The organism is Erwinia sp. 1181_3 (assembly GCF_052824965.1).
Genome location: NZ_VTDE01000002.1, coordinates 730,694 through 751,319, shown reverse-complemented (window position 1 = coordinate 751,319; position 20,626 = coordinate 730,694). Strand labels below are relative to the sequence as shown.

Sequence of the window (20,626 nt, the reverse complement as noted above, 5' to 3'; positions counted from 1 at the left end):
AAAAAACCGGTGGCAAGCCACCGGTTTTTACACTGAACAGTGCAGATTATTTGTCGTGCAGAGTCTCGTCTTCACGACAGTCACCCAGAGAACAATGGCCATAAAGATACAGGCTATGGTTGCTCAGTTTGATACCGTGACGCGTGGCGATTTCACGCTGACGTTCCTCAATGTATTCGTCTCTGAACTCAATAACTTTACCGCAGTCCAGGCAGATCAGGTGATCGTGATGGTGCTGCTGAGTCAGTTCGAAAACGGATTTACCGCCTTCAAAGTTATGGCGGGTAACGATCCCCGCATCATCAAATTGGTTCAGCACGCGGTAAACGGTGGCCAGACCAATTTCTTCGCCCATATCAATCAGGCGTTTGTACAAGTCTTCCGCACTGACATGATGGCCCTCTGGTTCCTGAAGCACTTCCAGAATTTTCAGTCGGGGAAGCGTGACTTTCAGGCCGGCCTTCTTTAATGCGGTGTTATTGTCAGTCATGCGGATATTGTCCTGTTACTTTGCTAGTCACTTAGTGGCTGAAAAGCCCTGAACATCGGTCGACGCTAAAAGATGAGTGCGTCTCAGTATAGAACTGATACTCCGAAATGAAAACCATAAGGGGTGCCTGAAACCGCAATGGATGTAAGGATAAGTGTCATTACATCCAGGGTAGCACGCGCCCGAATTAGGCTGGGTTAACATTTCAATCTGCATCATCTTCACCGCTCTTTGGGCGACTCACATCCTCAAAGAGTGGGGCAGGTGCTGAGTAAGCGGGTAACCGATGGGGTTATTGTACAGTTTTGCAGATGAAAGTTACAAACATGTATCTATTACTTCTATAGGAAAAACCACTTACTTGATGTGAGATAGCTCCCACATCAAGCGGCTATGGTTATGCTTCGATGATATCTTTTAGCTGAAGTTCATCAAAAATTTGTTTTACCCACTTTTCAACGCGTTCGTTGGTGAGCTCTGGCTGGCGATCTTCATCAATGGCCAGGCCAAGGAAATGGTTATCATCTGCCATGCCTTTCGAGGCCTCGAAATGGTAGCCTTCGCTCGGCCAGTGGCCGACAATCACTGCGCCGTTCGGCTCAATGATGTCGCGGATGGTGCCCATTGCATCGCAGAAATACTCGGAATAGTCTTCCTGATCGCCGCAACCAAACAGCGCAACCAGTTTACCGTTGAAGTCGATTTCTTCCAGCGTTGGGAAGAAGTCATCCCAGTCGCACTGGGCTTCACCGTAGTACCAGGTTGGGATGCCAAGCAGCAGAATATCAAAGGCTTCAAGGTCTTCTTTGCTGCTTTTAGCAATATCACGAACTTCTGCAACATCTTTCCCCAGTTGCTTCTGGATCATTTTTGCAATGTTTTCGGTATTGCCTGTATCGCTACCAAAGAAAATGCCGACGAGTGCCATGAGTTTAATAACCTCTTGAATCTTAATGATATGGTGACTGCTGATTTTTTCGCAGATATCGCTAATGATAACAGACCGTCGTGAGCGGATAAATGAGTAATGCTGCCGGTTTTGTCGCTGAGTGCTAAGGCCCTGATACCATCAGGACGGATGACGTTGCAACTGTTCCAGCAGCATTTCTTCGATCAGTTCACTGCGGCTGATATTGCGCTCGAAAGCTAGCTGATTCAGGACATCAACCGCGTCGCTGTTCATTTTCAGTTCGACACGCTTCAGGCCGCGCACTTTATCGCGCTTGAGCTGATTGCGTTTGTTGATACGCAACTGCTCATCACGCGTCAGCGGATTAGTCTTGGGTCGTCCCGGACGTCGTTCATCTGCAAACAGATCGATCGTTGTGCGGTCCGTGTTCTCTTTTGCCATAGGAATCGTAATACTGAAAGGCTGGATTGCTGATGAATAGGGCCGTTATGCCGTCTGATAATCAGCAGCGGCAAAATTTTAGCGCGCCATCATACCCCAGCGAAAATGGTTTTCACAGCGCTAAAAAACGTCGGATTGCACGTAATACCGCATCGGGTTTCTCAGCATGTACCCAATGCCCTGCGCCGGTGATGACATGGGCACGCGCCTGCGGGAACTGGGTTAACAGTGCATCGCGATATGCATCGGCCAAATAGGGAGAACGCTCCCCACGAATGAACAGCACAGGATGTGACCAGGGGGCCAATGGCTCCCAGCCAATGATGTTTTCATAACATGCCAGCAGCGCCGGAACGTTGAAACGCCAAACACCCTCGTGGAACGACTTGAGTAAAAACTGGATAACGCCTTCTTCACTGATACTTTGACGCATCAGGGCAGTAGCTTCGCTGCGCGTGGTGATACCGGCCTCAGTCACCGCATTCAGTGCGGCAAAAATATCGTCATGATGACGCGTGGTGTAGGCCACAGGAGCGATATCAATCACTACGATCTCCTCAACACGATCGGGCGCCAGTGCGGTAATCGCCATGGCGATCTTCCCCCCCATCGAGTGACCGATCACGCTGAAACGATCGACCTGCATCGCGTCAAGCGTGTCCAGGACATCCTGAGCCATTAACGCATAATCCATCTGTTGCGCACGCGGAGACAAACCGTGGTTGCGGACATCGAGTTGAATCAAACGGCGATCGTCTTTTAATCCCCGGGCCAGTACGCCGAGGTTATCCAGGCTACCAAATAAACCGTGGATCAATACCAGTGGAAGCCCGTCAGTGGCGGATTGTTCAGATTGCAGGCGAAAATTCAAATTCATAGAGAAAGTTCTTACAGTTGGCACCAAGGCTTAGGGTATCATGGATCCCACAATTTCTGCCGCTGGCGCGAATGGCGGGTATGATCTTTTTGCGGCATATTCCGACTTTTGCCCTGAAACGGGTCTGGCGCTACACCCTGGCGGGATTTAACTTTATAATCCTGATGTTAGAACTGGATCGGCTCAACGTCATGATGGTTGCGTGGATTGTTGTCCCCGAACAACCGGTTCTGATACTAGCAACAACCGTACTGGATAAAGATGAAAACGATAGAAGTCGACGAAGAGCTATACCGTTATATTGCCAGCCACACTCAGCATATTGGTGAAAGCGCATCCGATATTTTGCGCCGTATGCTGAAGTTCACTGCGGGTCAAACTGCTCCTGTGGCGGCGAATGCTGCAGCGGCAGCCAAAGAACCTGCCGCTGCAGGTATTAAATCTGAATCCCGACCGCAGGATCGTGTTCGTGCGGTACGTGAGCTGTTGCTTTCGGATGAGTACGCGGAGCAGAAGCGTGCAGTGAATCGCTTTATGCTGATTCTATCGACTTTATACAGTCTGGATGCCAAAACGTTTGGCGCAGCGACTGAGTCTCTGCAAGGTCGTACGCGTGTTTACTTCGCGGGCAACCAGCAAACGTTGGTAGAGAATGGCACCCATACCAAGCCGCAGCACGTTCCGGGCACACCGTATTGGGTGATCACCAACACAAATACTGACCGTAAGCGCAGCATGGTGGAACACATTATGTTGTCGATGCAGTTCCCGGTGGAGCTGACAGAGAAAGTTTGCGGTACCCTCTAACTGAAGCGTCAGGGAGAAGCGCCAATGGCCAATCACCCCCGTGCCGGGCAACCCGCCCAGCAGAGCGATTTGATTAACGTTGCACAATTAACATCTCAATATTATGTCCTGCAGCCTGAACTGGGTAACGCAGAGCATGCGGTGAAATTTGGCACTTCCGGCCATCGCGGTAGCGCGGGCCGTCATAGCTTCAACGAGACGCACATTCTGGCCATCGCGCAGGCGATTGCGGAAGAACGCAAAAAGAACGGTGTAACCGGTCCTTGTTTTGTGGGTAAAGATACGCACGCGTTGTCTGAACCGGCCATCATCTCGGTATTGGAAGTGCTTACCGCTAACGGTGTTGATGTGATCGTTCAGCAGGATAACGGCTATACGCCGACCCCTGCGATCTCCAATGCGATCCTTGAACACAACAAAACCGGTGGTGCTCAGGCTGATGGTATCGTCATCACGCCTTCACACAATCCACCTGAAGATGGCGGTATTAAATACAATCCACCAAACGGTGGCCCGGCCGATACGAACGTCACGAAAGTGGTGGAAGATCGCGCTAACGCTCTGATCAAAGACAGCCTGAAAGAAGTGAAACGCATAACGCTGGATCAGGCCTGGGCCAGCGGTCACTTGACGGAAAAAGATCTGATCCAGCCTTATATTGAAGGTCTGGCTCAGATCGTTGATATTCCGGCGATCCAGAAAGCCGGTCTGAAGATTGGCGTTGATCCGCTGGGCGGTTCAGGGATTGCCTACTGGCAGCGTATTGCGGAGTTCTACAATCTTGATTTGACCATCGTTAACGATGCTGTCGATCAGACTTTCCGCTTTATGCACCTTGACCACGATGGTGTGATCCGCATGGACTGCTCGTCTGAGTCGGCGATGGCGGGTTTGCTGGCGTTGCGTGACAAGTTCGACCTGGCCTTTGCCAACGATCCTGATTATGACCGTCACGGTATCGTCACGCCTGCGGGACTGATGAATCCAAACCACTATCTGGCAGTAGCGATTCAGTATCTGTTCCAGCATCGTCCACAGTGGGGCAAAGATGTCGCGGTGGGTAAAACGCTGGTGTCCAGCGCGATGATTGACCGCGTAGTCGACGATCTGGGCCGCAAGCTGGTAGAAGTGCCGGTTGGCTTCAAATGGTTTGTTGATGGTCTGTTCGATGGCAGTTTCGGTTTTGGTGGCGAAGAGAGTGCGGGTGCTTCGTTCCTGCGCTTCGACGGCACGCCTTGGTCAACCGATAAAGACGGCATCATCATGTGTCTGTTGGCTGCAGAGATTACTGCGGTAACGGGTAAGAACCCGCAGCAGCACTACGACGAACTGGCACAGCGCTTTGGCGCACCAAGCTACAACCGTATCCAGGCTCCGGCCACTTCCGCGCAGAAAGCTGCGTTGTCAAAACTGTCCCCGGAAATGGTCAGTGCTGACACGCTGGCGGGTGATCCTATCACGGCACGTCTGACGGCAGCACCGGGTAACGGTGCCTCTATCGGCGGCTTGAAAGTGATGACCAAAAACGGCTGGTTCGCTGCGCGTCCATCCGGTACGGAAGATGCTTATAAAATCTATTGCGAAAGCTTCCTGGGTGCTGAACACCGCGAGAAGATTGAGAAAGAAGCGGTAGAGATTGTGAGTGCGGTACTGAAAAACGCCTGAGATATCAGGCAGTGAAGAGAAGGGCTCACGCAGTGAGCCCTTTTTTTATGGCATAAAGCGATAGCCCACACCGGTTTCGGTCAGCAGATGTTGGGGTCTGGCGGGGTCGCGTTCAATTTTGTGACGCAGATGCCCCATATAAATACGCAGATAGTGGCTGTGCTCAACCGCATTCGGCCCCCAGACTTGAGTCAGCAGCTGTCGCTGAGTCATCACCTTACCCGGGTGGTTAATCAGGCTGACCAGCAGACGAAATTCAATCGGCGTCAGGTGCAGGTCCGCACCGTCGCGCATCACCCGGCGGGCGGCAATATCCACCGTGACGCTACCAATATTAATTGGCGCATCCACGCTGTCGTTACCCTGCTGTGGGCGATGACGTAAGGCGACACGCACTCTTGCCATCAGCTCACCGACACCAAAGGGTTTCGTCAGGAAGTCGTCAGCGCCAGCATCCAGCGCGGTGATTTTATCCTGCTCATCACTGCGTGCCGAGAGCACAATCACCGGGATATTGCTCCACTGGCGCATATCACGAATAAATTCTGTCCCATCACCATCTGGCAGACCGAGGTCAAGTATCACCAGTTCCGGTTTGCGCGTGGCGGCTTCGATTAAACCCCGGCTCAGGGTTTCGGCATCAACCACGCGAAAACCTTCCCCTTCCAGCGCCATGCGCAGGAAACGGCGGATCTCTTTTTCATCTTCAACAATCAGAATTGTGGACACAGAACCTCAGTAGCTAAGCGGCGTGACGACGGGAAAAATGATAACAGGGCTAATTTAGCAAAAAGAACGAAGGGCGTCTGTGATTGTTGCGCTCACCCCTGATGTTAAAGAAAGGATATATTTTTCACATTCTAAGGTTAATATTTAACGAATATGTAACCTTCTTTCATTTTTTAGGCGGTTGGTGGTTTTTATTTCGACAAAAGTGGTCGGATCAGTAGTAAAATTACATCTGAAGGCGTATATTTTGTTCAGATTACACACAACCCTTTTAATCATCTCAGGAGGACGTATGAGTCTTTATCATAACTATTCATCTGCTCGGATTTTCATGCGTCGCACTGCGGTGCTGGTTATCGGCATCGCTGCGCTGCCATTTATGCTGTTTCGCGCCGATCGTGCCCGCTTTTACAGTTACCTGCATCGCGTCTGGGTGAAAACCAGCGATCAGCCCGTCTGGCTGGCACAGGCAGAAGCTGCCGGGTGTGATTTCTATTAACTGACCTCGCATTCATAAAAATCCCGCCGTCTGGCGGGATTTTTTTTGCCTGTTACACCGTGTTTTGCGCTACACTCAAATCTGTACAAGATATCTGAGGTTGTATAATTATGGGCGATAAAATTCCAGTGGGTATTAGTGCCTGTTTGTTAGGTCAGAAGGTGCGTTTTGATGGCGGCCACAAACGCAATGAATTCGCAGCTGAACATCTGGCGCCCTTTTTACACTTCGAGCCCGTGTGCCCGGAAATGGCTATCGGTTTACCTACTCCCAGGCCCGCACTGCGCCTCACTGAAGCCGGGGAAGGGGAGGTGTCACTCTGTTTCAGCAACGGACAGGATGCCCCTGTTACAGAAAAAATGGCATCTTTCTCGCAGGAGAAAATCAGCCATCTACATCATCTCTGTGGCTACATTGTCTGCGCAAAATCCCCTAGCTGTGGCATGGAGCGGGTACGTATTTACCAGCCAGATAATAACAATAACCGCAAAGCCGGAACCGGGGTCTTTACCCGGGAACTGATGGAACAGATGCCCTGGCTGCCCGTAGAAGAGGATGGCCGCCTGCACGATCCGCTGTTGCGCGAAAATTTCGTTGCGCGAGTCTATGCCCTGCATGAATTTAACCAGCTTTGGCAAAGCGGGCTGACCCGCGCCAAACTGATGGCATTTCATACGCGTTACAAGCTGCTGCTACTGGCACACTCTCAGCCCGACTACCGTGAAATCGGGCCCTTTGTCGCGAAAATGGATCAATGGGAATCGCTGGAGGATTTTGCAGTAGAGTATCGGCAGCGGCTGATGGACCTGATGAAGCAGGTGGCCTCCCGCAGCAATCACACCAACGTACTGATGCATGTTCAGGGCTATTTCCGTCGTGATCTGACATCGTCTCAGCGTCAGGAGCTGGCCGGGCTGATTGACCATTACCGTCAGGGGATCCAGCCGTTGCTGGCACCCATTACCTTACTGAAACACTATATGGCGGAATTCCCGCATCCGTGGCTGGCCGGACAGCGTTATTTTGCGCCTTATCCGGAAGCTCTGCGTCTGCGCTACGGGCATTAATCTCAGGGAGCACTATGACAACTCATCTGGTCTGGCTGCGCAATGACCTGCGTATCAACGATAACTACGCACTCCATGCCGCCTGCCGTTCAGCAAATGCCCGGGTGATAGCGTTGTTTATCGCCACTCCCGGGCAATGGGCGCAGCACCATATGGCGCCGAAACAGGCGGAGTTTATCTGGCAGAGCTTGCTTGACGTCCAGCGCTCACTGGCCAAAAAAGGCATTCCTCTTCATATCGCTGAGTGTGATGATTTCACTGCCTCGGTGGCTTTGTTACAGGACTTTTGTCGGGATCAACGTGTCGACCGTTTGTTCTATAACTATCAGTATGAAGTGAACGAGCGTCAGCGTGATGCAATGGTAGAACAGACGCTGTTTGATCAGGATGTCATGGTACAGGGATTTGACGACAGCCTGCTGCTGCCACCCGGCAGCGTGCTGACCGGCAACCGTGAGATGTACAAAGTGTTTACGCCGTTCAGCCGGGCGTTTGTGAAGCGATTGAAAGAGGGATTACCTGAGTGTCTGCCTGCTCCTGATGTCAGGAAAGGCGGGGCGATCGAAACCGATGATCGTCCCTTAAAGGCATTTGATTACCCGCGCGAAGCGGTGGACGCCCGCCTTTTCCCGGCAGGAGAGCAGGCGGCGATTGCGCGATTGCGCGAGTTTTGTCAGCAGCCTGTGACGGAGTACCCCGAGCAGCGTGACTTACCCGCCCGCGATGGCACCAGCCGCCTGTCGGTCTATCTGGCGACCGGTGTACTGTCTCCGCGTCAGTGTCTGCACCGGTTACTGAAACAGCACCCACGTGGGCTGGAAGATCAGCAGGTGTTTGTCTGGTTGAATGAATTAATCTGGCGTGAGTTTTATCGTCATCTTCTGGTGGCCTGGCCGTCATTGTGCCGGCATCAGCCTTTTACACGCTGGACCCGAGGCGTGAAATGGCGGGACGATAAACAGGGGCTGCTGGCGTGGCAACAGGGGAAAACCGGCTATCCGATTGTCGATGCAGCGATGCGTCAGCTCAACAGCCTTGGCTGGATGCATAACCGTTTGCGCATGATTACAGCCAGCTTTCTGGTGAAAGACCTGCTGATCGACTGGCGCGAAGGTGAGCGTTATTTTATGTCGCAGTTGCTGGATGGTGATTTGGCGGCGAATAACGGGGGATGGCAGTGGGCAGCCTCCACAGGGACCGATGCCGCCCCCTATTTTCGCATTTTTAACCCTACCACCCAGGGTGAGCGCTTTGATAAAAGTGGGGAGTTTATCCGCCACTGGTTGCCAGAGTTGCGCGCGGTGCCGGAAAAATATATCCATCAGCCGCATGAGTGGGCAAAGAAAAATCAGCAAAGTCTCGATTATCCGCTGCCGATCGTGGAACATAAACAGGCGCGCCAGCAAACGCTGGATGCCTTTGAAGCAGCACGAAAACAGACGGACTGATTATGCTAAATACTGAACTCGAACAGCTGGTTAACCAGTTACTCAACAGCGCGGATTACAAAGACTATGCCCCGAACGGGTTGCAGGTTGAGGGACGCCGCGAGATTAAAAAAGTGATTACCGGTGTCACCGCCTGTCAGGCGCTGCTCGATGAAGCCGTGCGTCTGGAGGCCGATGCTGTGCTGGTGCATCACGGTTATTTCTGGAAAAGCGAAGCGCCAGCTATCAGGGGCATGAAACGTCAGCGCCTGAAAACGCTGCTGGCTAACGATATCAACCTGTTTGGCTGGCACCTGCCACTGGACGGACACCCTTCAATCGGCAACAACGCTCAGCTTGCCAGGCTGTTTGGCATTGATGTAAAAGGTGAAATTGCATTGCTGCTGCCCTGGGGTGAACTGGTTGAGCCGGTCAGTGGGGAACAGTTTGCCCAACGTATCACGACGGTACTGGGCCGCGAGCCACTGCACTGTGGCGACAATGCACCCGCGCTTATTCGTCGCGTGGCCTGGTGCAGCGGTGGCGGTCAGGGCTATATCGATCAGGCCGCTGCTTTCGGTGTTGATGCTTTTATCAGTGGTGAAGCGTCTGAGCAGACAATCCATAGCGCACGTGAGCAGGGCCTGCATTTCTTTGCTGCGGGCCACCATGCGACCGAACGTGACGGCATTAAAGCGCTGGGGGAGTGGCTGGCAAACGAGCACGGCCTGGACGTGACATTTATCGACATTCATAACCCTGTCTGAGCCTTTCCAATCGTTCAGCGCGTTCTGATGGAATGCGCTGAAGGTTGACTCCGTTACAACAATTCCGCATAACTGTCTGTCATATCTGCAATTAACCAGACTCACCTTCTTACTGGCCATTCTGTTTTGCCATTGGAGTGAGTGGTTTTTTCCCTTTTCTTATTTTCAGGAGGCGCCTTTTGCAACGAGCACGTTGTTATCTGTTAGGCGAACGCGCAGTCGTACTGGAGCTGGACCCGCCAATATCGCTCGCCAGCCAGCAACGTATCTGGGGCCTGACGCAGCGATTGCAGGATCGCCCGGAAGTGATCGAAGTGGTGCCGGGCATGAACAACATCACCGTGATGCTCAGCGATCCACAGCAGACCGCGCTGGATGCGATTGAGTGGTTACAGCAATGGTGGGAAGCCAGTGAATCACTGACGCTGGAATCCCGGTTGATAGAAATCCCGGTGGTCTATGGCGGTGATTCAGGCCCGGATCTTAATGAGGTTGCCCGCAACAGTGGCATGAGTACGTCTGAGGTAGTGGCCTGCCATGCCTCGGTGGACTACGTGGTCTATTTTATCGGTTTTCAACCCGGATTTCCGTACCTCGGTGGGTTAGATGAGCGGTTGCATACGCCACGGCGCGCCGAGCCACGTGTACAGGTTCCCGCCGGTTCGGTCGGGATCGGTGGCAGCCAGACCGGTGTTTATCCGCTGGCAGCACCGGGTGGATGGCAGCTGATTGGCCACACTAAAACGGCACTTTTTACCCCGGATACGCACCCTCCGGTGTTGCTGCGTCCCGGCGACCGCGTGCGCTTTGTGCCGCAAAAGGAGGGGGTATGTTAAAGATTATTCGTGCCGGTATGAGCACCAGCATTCAGGATGGCGGCCGTGTTGGCTGGCGAAAATACGGTATCAGCCTGGGCGGCGTGCTGGACCATCCGGCGATGCAAACCGCCAATATGCTGGTGGGCAATCCCCGCGACAGTGCGGTGCTGGAAATCACCCTGGGCCAGTTTTGTGCTGAATTCCAGCGCGATGGCTGGATAGCGCTGGCGGGGGCAGGCTGTCACGCCGAACTGGATGGTAAAGCCGTCTGGACCGGCTGGCGCACCGAGGTGAAAAAAGGCCAGCGTTTAACGTTGAGTTTGCCATTACGTGGGATGCGCAGCTATCTGGCTGTCAGCGGCGGTTACCGTGTTGATGAGCGGCTGGGATCGGACAGTACCGATTTGAAAGCCGGTTTCGGTGGTTTTGCCGGACGTAAGCTGGAAGACGGTGATATTTTGCCGCTGGGCGAACCGACACGCCAGTTCCACCAGCCGGCGGGGGTGCGTCAGTTGCTGTGGGGCAATCGGGTGCGTGCCATGCCAGGCCCGGAATATCATGAGTTCAGTGAAGACAGTCAGGAAGCGTTCTGGCGCACTGCCTGGCGGCTTAACCCACAGAGTAATCGTATGGGATATCGTTTACAGGGGCGGAAATTACAGCGTGATGCTACCCGTGACCTGCTCTCACACGGTCTGGTGCCTGGCGTGGTGCAAGTGCCACCTAATGGGCAACCTATTGTGCTGATGGCCGATGCCCAAACCACCGGGGGATATCCGCGTATTGCCTGCGTGATCGAAGCGGATCTTTATCATCTGGCGCAGTTGCGTCTGGGAGAACCGATCCATTTTGTGCACTGTACGCTGTCCGATGCCCTGCATGCCAAGAATGAGCAGCAGCGCTCACTGGATCAAATGGCCTGGGGGTTAGCAGATGAACGTCGATCTTAATGCCGATCTCGGGGAAGGAGCGGCATGTGACCGCGAGCTGTTGCAACTGGTCTCTTCAGCCAATATTGCCTGCGGGTTCCATGCGGGTGATGCGCAGACGATGTTGCAGTCCGTTCGCTGGGCACGGGAGTTCGGTGTCGCCATTGGTGCCCATCCCAGTTTTCCTGACCGTGAAAATTTCGGCCGTACGGCCATGCAACTTCCTGCAGAAACCGTGTATGCGCAGGTGGTTTACCAGGTTGGCGCGCTGAAAGCACTGACCGAAAGTGAAGGGGGCAGGCTGGTTCATGTTAAACCGCACGGGATGCTTTACAACCAGGCGGCCTGCGACCCGCAGCTGGCGGATGCGATTGCCGCAGCGGTTAACGCCGTTGATCCCGGACTGATGCTGGTCGGCCTGGCCAACAGCGAGCTGATTCGCGCAGGCGTGCGGCACGGATTAATCACCCGGCAGGAAGTGTTTGCCGACCGCGGTTATCAAACCGATGGCTCACTGGTTCCTCGTGGCCAGCCCGGTGCGCTGGTGGACAGCAACCAGCAGGCGATTACCCAAACGCTGGCGATGATTCAACAAGGGCAGGTTCAAAGCCTGAGTGGAGAATGGGTGAAGGTGCAGGCCGACACAGTGTGCCTGCACGGTGATGGCGCACACGCACTGGATTTTGCCCGACAGCTCCGGCAGGCATTCAGCCAGCAGCAGATTGTGGTGACCAGCTGCTAATACCGATTACTTATTATACGCCCTGACCACGGTTGGGGCGTTTTTTTCTGTTTCAGGAGTCAATATGGACGCTGCTGTTAATCTCTGGCCCCTTGCGGGGATCGCCGCCATCGTGGTGGGTTTTCTCTTACGGTTCAACCCGGTCATTGTGGTGGTGGTTGCCGGGCTGATCACGGGTCTGGCGGCACAGATGCCGATCGCCGATATTCTGGAAAAACTGGGTGCCGGGTTCCTTAATACCCGTAATTTACCGTTTATTCTGTTACTTCCTCTGGCAATCATCGGGTTGTTGGAGCGCAACGGTTTGAAAGAGCGTGCCCAGGCATGGATTGCGCGCATTCGAAGCGCCACGGCGGGCAGATTGATGATTGTGTATCTGTTTGCACGTGAAATTACCGCAGCGCTGGGGCTGACCAGCCTCGGCGGACATCCCCAAATGGTGCGTCCACTGCTGGCACCGATGGCGGAAGGTGCCGCTGAGAGCCGTTATGGCGAACTGCCTCCGGCGGTGCGCTACCGGCTTCGTGCTATGGCCGCCGCCACCGATAATGTCGGGCTGTTCTTTGGTGAGGATATTTTTGTCGCCTTTGGCGCGATTATCTTTATGCATAACTTTATGCAGGAGTCCGCGGGGATCCAGACCGAACCGCTGCATATTGCCCTGTGGGGGATCCCTACCGCGCTTTGTGCGTTTTTAATTCATGCAGTACGGTTGCATCGCCTCGATAAAACGCTGGCGAACGAGTTGAGTAAGCTGAATGCCAGTGCGCTGCAACAGAAGGGGGGACGCTAATGTTCCAGCAAAATTATCTGTACTGGCTGGCGGGCAGCATCCTGCTGGTGGTGGCGCTGATGTCGTGGCGTGATAAAACCAATCCCCGCCGACTGACGACCGGGTTGTTTTGGGCGTTGTATGGCCTGGTGTTCTTTGTGGGGGAATGGGCCACGGATCTGGTGGGGGCGCGTGCTCTGCATATCAGTATTGGCGTGGGGGTTGTCGTGATGGCGCTGATTGCCGGTCTGGGGGGCGTTAAGCTCGGCAGTTACTCACAGCGTACCCCGGAACAGCGTATTGAACGGGCAGAGCGCCTGGGGAACCGCCTGTTTATGCCTGCACTGATCATCCCGGTGGTCACCGTGATTGGGGTTCTGATGTTCAACAATATTCCTGGTCTGCAACAGACGGTCTTCGGGGCCGGGAATCATGCCACACTGGTTACGTTGTTCTCGATGTCGGTTGGCTGTCTGCTGGCATGGTTGCTGGCACTGAGGATGACGCGGGAATCCCCGGCACAGTCCTTACAGGAGGCCCGGCGTCTGCTGGACTCGATTGGCTGGGCATTTATCTTGCCGCAGATCCTGGCGACGTTAGGGCTGCTGTTCACCAGTGCGGGCGTGGGAACGGCAATTTCCCATCTGACCGAAAGTTACCTCGCCGTGGATAATCGCTTTATTGCGGTGGTGCTGTATGCGGGCGGTATGGCGTTGCTGACCATGGTGATGGGCAATGCCTTTGCGGCTTTCCCGATTGTGACGGCGGGCATCGGTATTCCCATTCTGGTGCTGCAACATCATGGTAATCCGGCCGTCATGGCGGCAATTGGGATGTTCTGTGGTTACTGCGGCACGCTGATGACACCGATGGCAGCAAACTTCAATATTGTGCCCGCCAGACTGCTGGAGTTGCCTGACCGTAACGCGGTGATCAAGGCGCAGATTCCGACGGGCGTGCTACTGTTAATAGCCAATATCTTCCTGTTGTATTTCCTGATGTTTTTGTGAGGAAAAAATGAAAACGGTACTGATTACAGGTTTTGAGCCTTTTGAAGGCGCGCGTATCAACCCCTCCTGGGAAGCTGCCAGCCAGTTAAATGAACGGATGATCGGCGGTGTGAAGGTGGTTGCCAGACAGCTGCCCTGTGTTTTTGGCCATTCGCTGGAAGTACTGGAGCAGGCGATTGACGAGCTGGATCCTGTTCTGGTGATTGCTGTGGCGCTGGCAGGGGGGCGTACGGATATCAGCGTTGAACGGGTAGCAATAAATATTGATGATGCGCGCATAGCGGATAATGCGGGTAACCAACCGATTGATGAACCCATTATCGTCGCGGGTCCGGCGGCTTATTTTTCAACCTTGCCGATTAAAGCAATTGTCTCCGGCATTCGTGAGGCCGGTATCCCTGCATCGGTTTCCCAAACCGCGGGGACTTTTGTCTGTAATCATGTCATGTATGGTCTGTTGCATCGCCTGCGGCGGCGTAAAGCACGGGCTGGGCTGATTCATGTGCCCTGTTCGCCCGAGCAGGCGATTGAGCGCCCGGGAACACCCAGCATGTCGCAGGCCTCGGTGGTGCTGGCGCTGGAAATGGCGATCAGTATTGCCTTGACGGTTGAAGACGATATCCGCCTCGAAGGCGGCGCAACCCATTAATTCAGAGTGAGGATCTATGCCTGAGGGCCCGGAAATCCGCCGAGCGGCGGATCAACTGGAAAAGGCAATACAAGGTAAGGTGTTAACCGATGTCTGGTTCGCATATCCGGCATTGCAAACGTATCAGCAGGCGCTGATCGGCGAACGTGTTGTCTCAATAGAAACCCGTGGGAAAGCCTTGTTGACCCATTTTTCAAATGGCCTGACGTTGTACAGCCATAATCAGTTGTACGGCGTCTGGCGGGTGGTGAAAACCGGCAGTCTACCGGAAGGAAAACGCATTCTGCGTGTTCGTCTGGCCGCGGCAGACAAGACGCTGCTGCTGTTCAGCGCATCGGAGATTGCGCTGCTGGATGCTGACGGGGTGGCCAGTCATCCCTTCCTGTTAAAGATCGGACCGGATGTCCTTGATATGTCGCTGACTGAAGAGACGGTGCGTGAGCGGCTGTTATCGCCGCGTTTTCGCCGCCGTCAGTTTAGCGGCCTGCTGCTGGATCAGGCTTTCCTGGCCGGGCTGGGTAATTATCTGCGCGTGGAGATACTCTGGCAGGCGCAGTTGGCCGCACACCATAAAGCAGAATCGTTAAACAAAGCCCAGCTTGATGCGCTGGTCGCCGCATTACTGGCAGTACCGCGTCTCTCTTATCAGACTCGCGGACAGGTGGATGAGAACCATCATCATGGTGCATTGTTTCGTTTTAAGGTATTTCACCGGGCAGGGCAGGCGTGTGAGCGCTGTGGCGGGATGATTGAGCGTACGATGCTGTCATCGCGGCCGTTTTACTGGTGTGCGGGATGCCAGAAATAAATCAGGGCGAGGCATGCCTCGCCCCAACGGGTCATATCTGCAGGAGTCGGGCATGCCCGACCCGGAAGATTATTTCTTGATGTTTGACGAGAAATCACGCTGATCGTAGCCAGTGTACAACTGGCGTGGACGGGCGATTTTTACACCATCGTCATGCATTTCTTTCCAGTGTGCAATCCAGCCCACGGTACGTGCCATCGCAAAGATAACCGTAAACATGGAAGACGGAATGCCCATTGCTTTCAGAATGATGCCTGAATAGAAGTCGACGTTTGGATAGAGTTTACGCTCAATGAAGTACGGGTCGTTCAGCGCAATGTGTTCCAGCTCCATCGCCACTTCCAGCAGGTCATCTTTCATGCCCAGCTCTTTCAACACTTCATGGCAGGTTTCACGCATCACGGTGGCACGCGGATCGTAGTTCTTGTAAACGCGGTGGCCGAAGCCCATCAGACGGAACGAATCGTTTTTGTCTTTCGCGCGGCGCAGGAACTCAGGAATGTGCTCAACGGTGCTGATCTCTTCCAGCATGCGCAGACAGGCTTCATTGGCACCACCGTGCGCCGGTCCCCAAAGGGAGGCGATACCTGCAGCGATACAGGCAAACGGGTTGGCGCCAGACGAACCGGCGGTACGCACGGTAGAGGTTGATGCGTTCTGCTCATGATCGGCGTGCAGGATCAGAATGCGGTCCATGGCGCGTTCCAGCACCGGGTTCACCACATATTCTTCACACGGCGTAGAAAACATCATGTGCAGGAAGTTGCCGGCATAGGACAAGTCGTTGCGCGGATAGGCAAACGGCTGACCGATGGAATATTTGTAACACATTGCCGCCATAGTTGGCATTTTAGACAGCAGACGGAACGCAGCGATTTCACGATGGCGCTCAATGTTGACGTCCATAGCATCATGATAAAATGCCGCCAGCGCACCGGTAACACCACACATGACTGCCATCGGATGTGAGTCACGGCGGAAGCCACGGAACAGATGGTGAATCTGCTCATGCAGCATTGTATGGCGCGTCACAGTGAGTTTGAATTCTTCAAACTCTTTCTCGGTTGGTGGTTCACCATTCAGCAGGATGTAACACACTTCCAGGTAGTTTGAGTGCAGCGCTAACTGGTCAATCGGGAAACCACGGTGCAGCAGAATGCCTTCATCACCGTCGATATAGGTAATTTTAGATTCGCAGGATGCAGTAGAAGTAAAGCCGGGGTCAAAGGTGAAATACCCTTTGGAACCCAGATTCCGGACATCGATTTCTTCCTGACCCAACGTACCTTTCAGTACATCGAGCACGATAGGATCTTCGCCATCCAGGGTTAGTGTTGCTTTTTTATCAGCCATTTACAGTCTCCTTAGCGCCGTATTTTAGGGATCTTTATCACCAGGAAAGTCATATTCCCCAGCCTTGTGTCTGGCGCAGAAGGTCATCATCTCTGTGGCATCTTTTTGCGTGCAGGGTACAGAGTGACGGGCGCGTGCTGGCCGGGATGACATATTACTGATGCGTAGCATGGTTGTATAAAGACCCGGTTTGGTAATGACTTACGTTGTCGTCAAAACCTGATGCTTTATGGGTAATCCCAACCAATGTTACATAACTTGTGCTTAGGGGAAAGTGTATCCCCATAACTTTTGTGCATCATAGAACTTTTATTCGTCCGTTTGTAACAAGAATGTTGAACTTTTGTCAAATCAGATAATTAAAATTGTATCAATTATGAAAACCGTGAGAGTGATCACTGTTCCGCTGAAATGTTCCCAAAGAGTTTGTAGGGGAATTGTAATGAGAATGTGATCCACCTATACTGCCGCCAGGTCTCCGGATTTCCCCTGCAGTAGGAGCCACCCAGCGTTTCATACGCGTCGTTTTTGACACTGGACGTTGTAGTTTTGGTGCCTGGCGCGAATGGTCAACTTAGATAACGCTGTCTGACCCCCCTTCAGGACCGGAGGAAGCAAAATAAGAAAAGCTGTGTGGGCAAAACCGTGAAAAAACAAAGACCTGTCAACTTGGATCTCACTACGATCCGGTTTCCCTTAACCGCAATTGCGTCCATTCTCCACCGCGTGTCCGGCGTGATCACCTTTGTGTCGATCGGGATTCTGCTCTGGTTACTGGGTCTGTCTCTCTCTTCTCCCGAAGGCTTCCTTCAGGCTTCTGCCGTCATGGATAGCTTTATTGCCAAATTCATCATGTGGGGCATCTTAACCGCACTGGCGTACCATATCGCTGGCGGCATTCGCCATATGATGATGGACTTTGGTTTCCTCGGTGAAACCTTAGAAACGGGTAAGTTTTCCGCGCAAATTGCATTCGGTATCACTGTCGTGCTCTCAATCCTGGCTGGAGTCCTCGTATGGTAAGCAATGCTTCTGCACTGGGTCGCAACGGCATTCATGACTGGTTGCTGCTGCGTGCTGCCGCCATGGTTATGACCCTCTATGTGCTGTATATCCTCGGCTTTATCGTGATGTCAGGGACCCTGACCTATGACATCTGGCGTGGTTTTTTTGCCTCAAACTTCACGAAAGTCTTCACCCTTCTGACGCTGTTCTCCATTCTGGTGCATGGCTGGATTGGGATGTGGCAGGTACTGACTGACTACATTAAACCACTGGCGCTGCGCATGATGCTGCAACTGGTGATTGTGGTAGCCCTGTTGGTGTATGCAATTTATGGAACCGTTGTTGTGTGGGGTGCGTGATGAGTTTGCCAGTCAGAGAATTTGATGCCGTGGTTATCGGCGCAGGCGGTGCAGGTATGCGCGCCGCCTTACAGATTTCCCAATCGGGCCAGACTTGTGCCCTGTTGTCCAAAGTTTTCCCAACCCGTTCTCATACCGTTTCTGCGCAAGGCGGTATTACCGTTGCGCTGGGTAATACCCATGAAGACAACTGGGAATGGCACATGTATGACACGGTCAAAGGTTCCGACTATATCGGTGACCAGGACGCGATTGAATATATGTGTAAAACCGGTCCGGAAGCGATTCTTGAGCTGGAACATATGGGCCTGCCATTCTCCCGTCTGGATGATGGTCGTATTTATCAGCGTCCGTTTGGTGGCCAGTCGAAAAACTTCGGCGGTGAGCAGGCGGCACGAACGGCTGCAGCCGCTGACCGTACCGGCCACGCATTGTTGCATACGCTGTATCAGCAGAACCTAAAAAACCACACCACTATCTTTTCCGAATGGTATGCGTTGGATCTGGTGAAAAACGCCGATGGCGCGATTGTCGGCTGTACTGCGCTGAACATTGAAGATGGTGAAGTGGTGTACTTCAAAGCGCGTGCCACCGTGCTGGCGACCGGCGGTGCCGGACGTATTTACCAGTCTACAACCAATGCGCATATCAACACCGGTGACGGCGTCGGTATGGCATTGCGTGCCGGTGTACCAGTGCAGGATATGGAAATGTGGCAGTTCCACCCGACCGGTATTGCGGGTGCGGGCGTGCTGGTGACCGAAGGTTGCCGTGGTGAAGGCGGATATCTGCTGAATAAACACGGCGAACGCTTTATGGAGCGTTACGCGCCAAATGCGAAAGACCTGGCGGGTCGTGACGTGGTAGCACGTTCTATCATGATCGAAATCCGTGAAGGTCGTGGCTGTGACGGTCCGTGGGGTCCACACGCTAAGCTGAAGCTGGACCACCTGGGTAAAGAGGTGCTGGAAGCGCGTTTGCCGGGCATCCTTGAGCTGTCGCGGACCTTTGCGCACGTTGATCCGGTGAAAGAACCGATCCCGGTCATCCCAACCTGCCACTATATGATGGGGGGGATTCCAACGCGTGTGAGCGGTCAGGCACTGACGGTGAACGAGAAAGGTGAAGATGTTCTGGTTCCGGGCCTGTTTGCGGTGGGTGAAATTGCCTGCGTATCCGTCCACGGGGCTAACCGTCTTGGCGGCAACTCGCTGCTCGATCTGGTGGTGTTTGGCCGTGCTGCTGGTGTGCATCTGCAGGAATCCATTGCCGAGCAGGGTGAGCTGCGCGAAGCCACGGAAGAAGAAATTGACGCTTCTCTGGCCCGACTGAACCGCTGGAATAACAACGTCACGGGTGAAGATCCGGCAGATCTGCGTAAAGCGTTGCAGGCCTGTATGCAGAATAACTTCTCGGTCTTCCGTGAAGGTGATGCGATGGCGCGGGGTCTGGAAGAGTTGAAAGTGTTGCGCGAGCGTCTGAAGAATGCCCGTCTGGATGACCGTTCCAGCGATTTCAACACCCAGCGTGTTGAGTGCCTGGAGCTGGATAACCTGATGGAGACGGCCTACGCCACAGCGGTGTCAGCCAACTATCGTACGGAAAGCCGTGGGGCACATAGCCGCTTCGACTATCCTGAACGTGACGATGCAAACTGGTTATGTCACAGCGTGTATCTGCCGCTGACTGAAAGCATGACGCGCCGTGAAGTGAACATGCAGCCGAAACTGCGTGCGGCCTTCCCGCCGAAAGCACGTACATACTAGTTTGCGGAGATAACACCATGAGACTCGAATTTTCCATCTATCGTTACAATCCGGATGTCGATGATGCTCCGCGTATGCAGGAATACACGCTGGAGTCAGAAGACGGCCGTGACATGATGTTGCTGGACGCGCTGATGCGTCTGAAAGAGAAAGACCCGACGTTAGCGTTTCGCCGCTCGTGCCGTGAAGGGGTGTGTGGCTCTGACGGTCTCAATATGAACGGTAAAAATGGCCTTGCCTGCATTACCCCCGTTTCTGCGCTGGGTAATGGTAAACAGAAAATTGTGATCCGCCCGCTGCCCGGTTTACCGGTGATCCGCGATTTGGTGGTGGACATGGGGCAATTCTATGCTCAGTATGAGAAGATTAAGCCTTACCTGTTGAATAATGGGCAAAAACCACCAGCAAGGGAACATCTTCAGGAGCCGGAACAGCGTGAAAAACTGGATGGTCTGTACGAATGTATTCTTTGCGCCTGTTGCTCGACCTCATGCCCGTCATTCTGGTGGAACCCGGACAAATTTATCGGTCCGGCAGGTTTGCTGGCGGCATACCGTTTCCTGATTGATAGCCGTGACACCGAAACCGATGCGCGTCTTGATAATCTGAACGATGCTTTCAGTGTATTCCGCTGTCACAGTATCATGAACTGTGTGAGCGTATGTCCTAAAGGGCTAAACCCAACGCGTGCCATCGGCCATATTAAGTCGATGCTGTTGCAGCGGGGCGCTTAACA

General features: G+C 53.5%; 23 protein-coding genes. 17 read left to right on the top strand and 6 right to left on the bottom strand.

All coding sequences use genetic code 11. The features are described 5' to 3' along the window. Window positions 1-46: 46 nt before the first annotated feature. The 4 genes from fur to ybfF form a co-directional block, all read right to left on the bottom strand. Window positions 47-490 (bottom strand): ferric iron uptake transcriptional regulator, encoded by a 444-nt coding sequence (gene fur / locus FY046_RS07905; RefSeq protein WP_062748415.1) that lies wholly within the window; start codon window positions 488-490, stop codon window positions 47-49. A gap of 397 nt (window positions 491-887) precedes the next feature. Continuing rightward, window positions 888-1,418 (bottom strand): flavodoxin FldA, encoded by a 531-nt coding sequence (gene fldA, locus FY046_RS07900; RefSeq protein ID WP_133845550.1) that lies wholly within the window; start codon window positions 1,416-1,418, stop codon window positions 888-890. A 141-nt stretch (window positions 1,419-1,559) separates the two neighbouring features. Continuing rightward, window positions 1,560-1,841, bottom strand: coding sequence for a LexA regulated protein (gene ybfE / locus FY046_RS07895; protein WP_133845548.1), 282 nt, complete (start codon window positions 1,839-1,841; stop codon window positions 1,560-1,562). A gap of 112 nt (window positions 1,842-1,953) precedes the next feature. Beyond that, window positions 1,954-2,718, bottom strand: a complete 765-nt coding sequence (gene ybfF / locus FY046_RS07890) for an esterase (RefSeq protein WP_421504838.1) — start codon at window positions 2,716-2,718, stop codon at window positions 1,954-1,956. Between the two features lie 261 nt (window positions 2,719-2,979). Here ybfF and seqA point away from each other — a divergent pair, with 261 nt between their 5' ends. Continuing rightward, window positions 2,980-3,525 (top strand): replication initiation negative regulator SeqA, encoded by a 546-nt coding sequence (gene seqA, locus FY046_RS07885; RefSeq protein WP_133845544.1) that lies wholly within the window; start codon window positions 2,980-2,982, stop codon window positions 3,523-3,525. A gap of 24 nt (window positions 3,526-3,549) precedes the next feature. After that, window positions 3,550-5,190 carry a phosphoglucomutase (alpha-D-glucose-1,6-bisphosphate-dependent) gene (gene pgm / locus FY046_RS07880; protein ID WP_133845542.1) on the top strand — a complete coding sequence of 547 codons (1,641 nt, stop codon included), beginning with the start codon at window positions 3,550-3,552 and terminating at the stop codon, window positions 5,188-5,190. Window positions 5,191-5,235: 45 nt separating this feature from the next. On the opposite strand, the gene kdpE is transcribed toward pgm, so the two are convergent. Continuing rightward, window positions 5,236-5,919, bottom strand: a complete 684-nt coding sequence (gene kdpE, locus FY046_RS07875) for a two-component system response regulator KdpE (RefSeq protein WP_133845540.1) — start codon at window positions 5,917-5,919, stop codon at window positions 5,236-5,238. Window positions 5,920-6,211: 292 nt separating this feature from the next. Between kdpE and FY046_RS07870 the strand changes: the two genes are divergently transcribed. The 11 genes from FY046_RS07870 to nei all read left to right on the top strand — a co-directional run bounded on the left by FY046_RS07870 (window position 6,212) and on the right by nei (window position 15,407). Beyond that, a complete protein-coding gene (locus FY046_RS07870) occupies window positions 6,212-6,418 on the top strand; it encodes a YbfA family protein (RefSeq protein WP_133845539.1) in 207 nt (68 codons plus the stop codon). A 110-nt stretch (window positions 6,419-6,528) separates the two neighbouring features. Beyond that, complete coding sequence (locus tag FY046_RS07865; protein WP_133845537.1) at window positions 6,529-7,485, top strand: YbgA family protein; 957 nt, start codon at window positions 6,529-6,531, stop codon at window positions 7,483-7,485. Between the two features lie 14 nt (window positions 7,486-7,499). Then, window positions 7,500-8,933: a deoxyribodipyrimidine photo-lyase gene (phrB, locus tag FY046_RS07860; protein WP_159337433.1), complete on the top strand. Its 1,434-nt coding sequence runs from the start codon at window positions 7,500-7,502 to the stop codon at window positions 8,931-8,933. A gap of 2 nt (window positions 8,934-8,935) precedes the next feature. Beyond that, on the top strand, window positions 8,936-9,679 hold the full coding sequence (locus tag FY046_RS07855) for a type 2 GTP cyclohydrolase I (RefSeq protein WP_167864133.1): 744 nt from the start codon (window positions 8,936-8,938) through the stop codon (window positions 9,677-9,679). A gap of 179 nt (window positions 9,680-9,858) precedes the next feature. Then, window positions 9,859-10,515, top strand: a complete 657-nt coding sequence (gene pxpB / locus FY046_RS07850; protein WP_171148736.1) for a 5-oxoprolinase subunit PxpB — start codon at window positions 9,859-9,861, stop codon at window positions 10,513-10,515. After that, complete coding sequence (gene pxpC / locus FY046_RS07845) at window positions 10,509-11,447, top strand: 5-oxoprolinase subunit PxpC (RefSeq protein ID WP_133845530.1); 939 nt, start codon at window positions 10,509-10,511, stop codon at window positions 11,445-11,447. Before pxpB ends, pxpC begins: the two co-directional genes overlap by 7 nt. Next, window positions 11,431-12,168: a 5-oxoprolinase subunit PxpA gene (gene pxpA / locus FY046_RS07840; RefSeq protein WP_133845528.1), complete on the top strand. Its 738-nt coding sequence runs from the start codon at window positions 11,431-11,433 to the stop codon at window positions 12,166-12,168. The genes pxpC and pxpA overlap by 17 nt, the downstream gene beginning before the upstream one ends. Before the next feature lie 64 nt (window positions 12,169-12,232). Next, complete coding sequence (locus FY046_RS07835; RefSeq protein WP_133845526.1) at window positions 12,233-12,961, top strand: DUF969 domain-containing protein; 729 nt, start codon at window positions 12,233-12,235, stop codon at window positions 12,959-12,961. Beyond that, on the top strand, window positions 12,961-13,950 hold the full coding sequence (locus FY046_RS07830; protein WP_159337432.1) for a DUF979 domain-containing protein: 990 nt from the start codon (window positions 12,961-12,963) through the stop codon (window positions 13,948-13,950). Before FY046_RS07835 ends, FY046_RS07830 begins: the two co-directional genes overlap by 1 nt. 7 nt (window positions 13,951-13,957) lie before the next feature. After that, a complete protein-coding gene (gene pcp, locus FY046_RS07825) occupies window positions 13,958-14,599 on the top strand; it encodes a pyroglutamyl-peptidase I (RefSeq protein WP_159337431.1) in 642 nt (213 codons plus the stop codon). 16 nt (window positions 14,600-14,615) lie between these two features. Next, window positions 14,616-15,407 carry an endonuclease VIII gene (nei, locus tag FY046_RS07820; RefSeq protein ID WP_133845520.1) on the top strand — a complete coding sequence of 264 codons (792 nt, stop codon included), beginning with the start codon at window positions 14,616-14,618 and terminating at the stop codon, window positions 15,405-15,407. 69 nt (window positions 15,408-15,476) lie between these two features. Here the strand turns inward: nei and FY046_RS07815 are convergent, their stop codons facing one another. Next, complete coding sequence (locus FY046_RS07815) at window positions 15,477-16,760, bottom strand: citrate synthase (RefSeq protein ID WP_133845518.1); 1,284 nt, start codon at window positions 16,758-16,760, stop codon at window positions 15,477-15,479. Between the two features lie 633 nt (window positions 16,761-17,393). Between FY046_RS07815 and sdhC the strand changes: the two genes are divergently transcribed. The 4 genes from sdhC to FY046_RS07795 are packed head-to-tail and all read left to right on the top strand — an operon-like array spanning window position 17,394 to window position 20,624. Next, a complete protein-coding gene (sdhC, locus tag FY046_RS07810; RefSeq protein ID WP_133845516.1) occupies window positions 17,394-17,783 on the top strand; it encodes a succinate dehydrogenase cytochrome b556 subunit in 390 nt (129 codons plus the stop codon). Continuing rightward, complete coding sequence (sdhD, locus tag FY046_RS07805; protein ID WP_133845514.1) at window positions 17,777-18,124, top strand: succinate dehydrogenase membrane anchor subunit; 348 nt, start codon at window positions 17,777-17,779, stop codon at window positions 18,122-18,124. The genes sdhC and sdhD overlap by 7 nt, the downstream gene beginning before the upstream one ends. Continuing rightward, a complete protein-coding gene (gene sdhA, locus FY046_RS07800; protein WP_133845512.1) occupies window positions 18,124-19,890 on the top strand; it encodes a succinate dehydrogenase flavoprotein subunit in 1,767 nt (588 codons plus the stop codon). The genes sdhD and sdhA overlap by 1 nt, the downstream gene beginning before the upstream one ends. 17 nt (window positions 19,891-19,907) lie before the next feature. Then, window positions 19,908-20,624, top strand: coding sequence for a succinate dehydrogenase iron-sulfur subunit (locus FY046_RS07795; RefSeq protein WP_133845510.1), 717 nt, complete (start codon window positions 19,908-19,910; stop codon window positions 20,622-20,624). Window positions 20,625-20,626: the final 2 nt, after the last annotated feature.

Coding starts and splice junctions, on each gene's coding strand:
- fur (WP_062748415.1), bottom strand. CDS start 490: ATGACTGACAATAACACCGCATTAAAGAAGGCCGGCCTGAAAGTCACG.
- fldA (WP_133845550.1), bottom strand. CDS start 1,418: ATGGCACTCGTCGGCATTTTCTTTGGTAGCGATACAGGCAATACCGAA.
- ybfE (WP_133845548.1), bottom strand. CDS start 1,841: ATGGCAAAAGAGAACACGGACCGCACAACGATCGATCTGTTTGCAGAT.
- ybfF (WP_421504838.1), bottom strand. CDS start 2,718: ATGAATTTGAATTTTCGCCTGCAATCTGAACAATCCGCCACTGACGGG.
- seqA (WP_133845544.1), top strand. CDS start 2,980: ATGAAAACGATAGAAGTCGACGAAGAGCTATACCGTTATATTGCCAGC.
- pgm (WP_133845542.1), top strand. CDS start 3,550: ATGGCCAATCACCCCCGTGCCGGGCAACCCGCCCAGCAGAGCGATTTG.
- FY046_RS07870 (WP_133845539.1), top strand. CDS start 6,212: ATGAGTCTTTATCATAACTATTCATCTGCTCGGATTTTCATGCGTCGC.
- FY046_RS07865 (WP_133845537.1), top strand. CDS start 6,529: ATGGGCGATAAAATTCCAGTGGGTATTAGTGCCTGTTTGTTAGGTCAG.
- phrB (WP_159337433.1), top strand. CDS start 7,500: ATGACAACTCATCTGGTCTGGCTGCGCAATGACCTGCGTATCAACGAT.
- FY046_RS07855 (WP_167864133.1), top strand. CDS start 8,936: ATGCTAAATACTGAACTCGAACAGCTGGTTAACCAGTTACTCAACAGC.
- pxpC (WP_133845530.1), top strand. CDS start 10,509: ATGTTAAAGATTATTCGTGCCGGTATGAGCACCAGCATTCAGGATGGC.
- pxpA (WP_133845528.1), top strand. CDS start 11,431: ATGAACGTCGATCTTAATGCCGATCTCGGGGAAGGAGCGGCATGTGAC.
- FY046_RS07835 (WP_133845526.1), top strand. CDS start 12,233: ATGGACGCTGCTGTTAATCTCTGGCCCCTTGCGGGGATCGCCGCCATC.
- FY046_RS07830 (WP_159337432.1), top strand. CDS start 12,961: ATGTTCCAGCAAAATTATCTGTACTGGCTGGCGGGCAGCATCCTGCTG.
- pcp (WP_159337431.1), top strand. CDS start 13,958: ATGAAAACGGTACTGATTACAGGTTTTGAGCCTTTTGAAGGCGCGCGT.
- nei (WP_133845520.1), top strand. CDS start 14,616: ATGCCTGAGGGCCCGGAAATCCGCCGAGCGGCGGATCAACTGGAAAAG.
- FY046_RS07815 (WP_133845518.1), bottom strand. CDS start 16,760: ATGGCTGATAAAAAAGCAACACTAACCCTGGATGGCGAAGATCCTATC.
- sdhD (WP_133845514.1), top strand. CDS start 17,777: ATGGTAAGCAATGCTTCTGCACTGGGTCGCAACGGCATTCATGACTGG.
- sdhA (WP_133845512.1), top strand. CDS start 18,124: ATGAGTTTGCCAGTCAGAGAATTTGATGCCGTGGTTATCGGCGCAGGC.
- FY046_RS07795 (WP_133845510.1), top strand. CDS start 19,908: ATGAGACTCGAATTTTCCATCTATCGTTACAATCCGGATGTCGATGAT.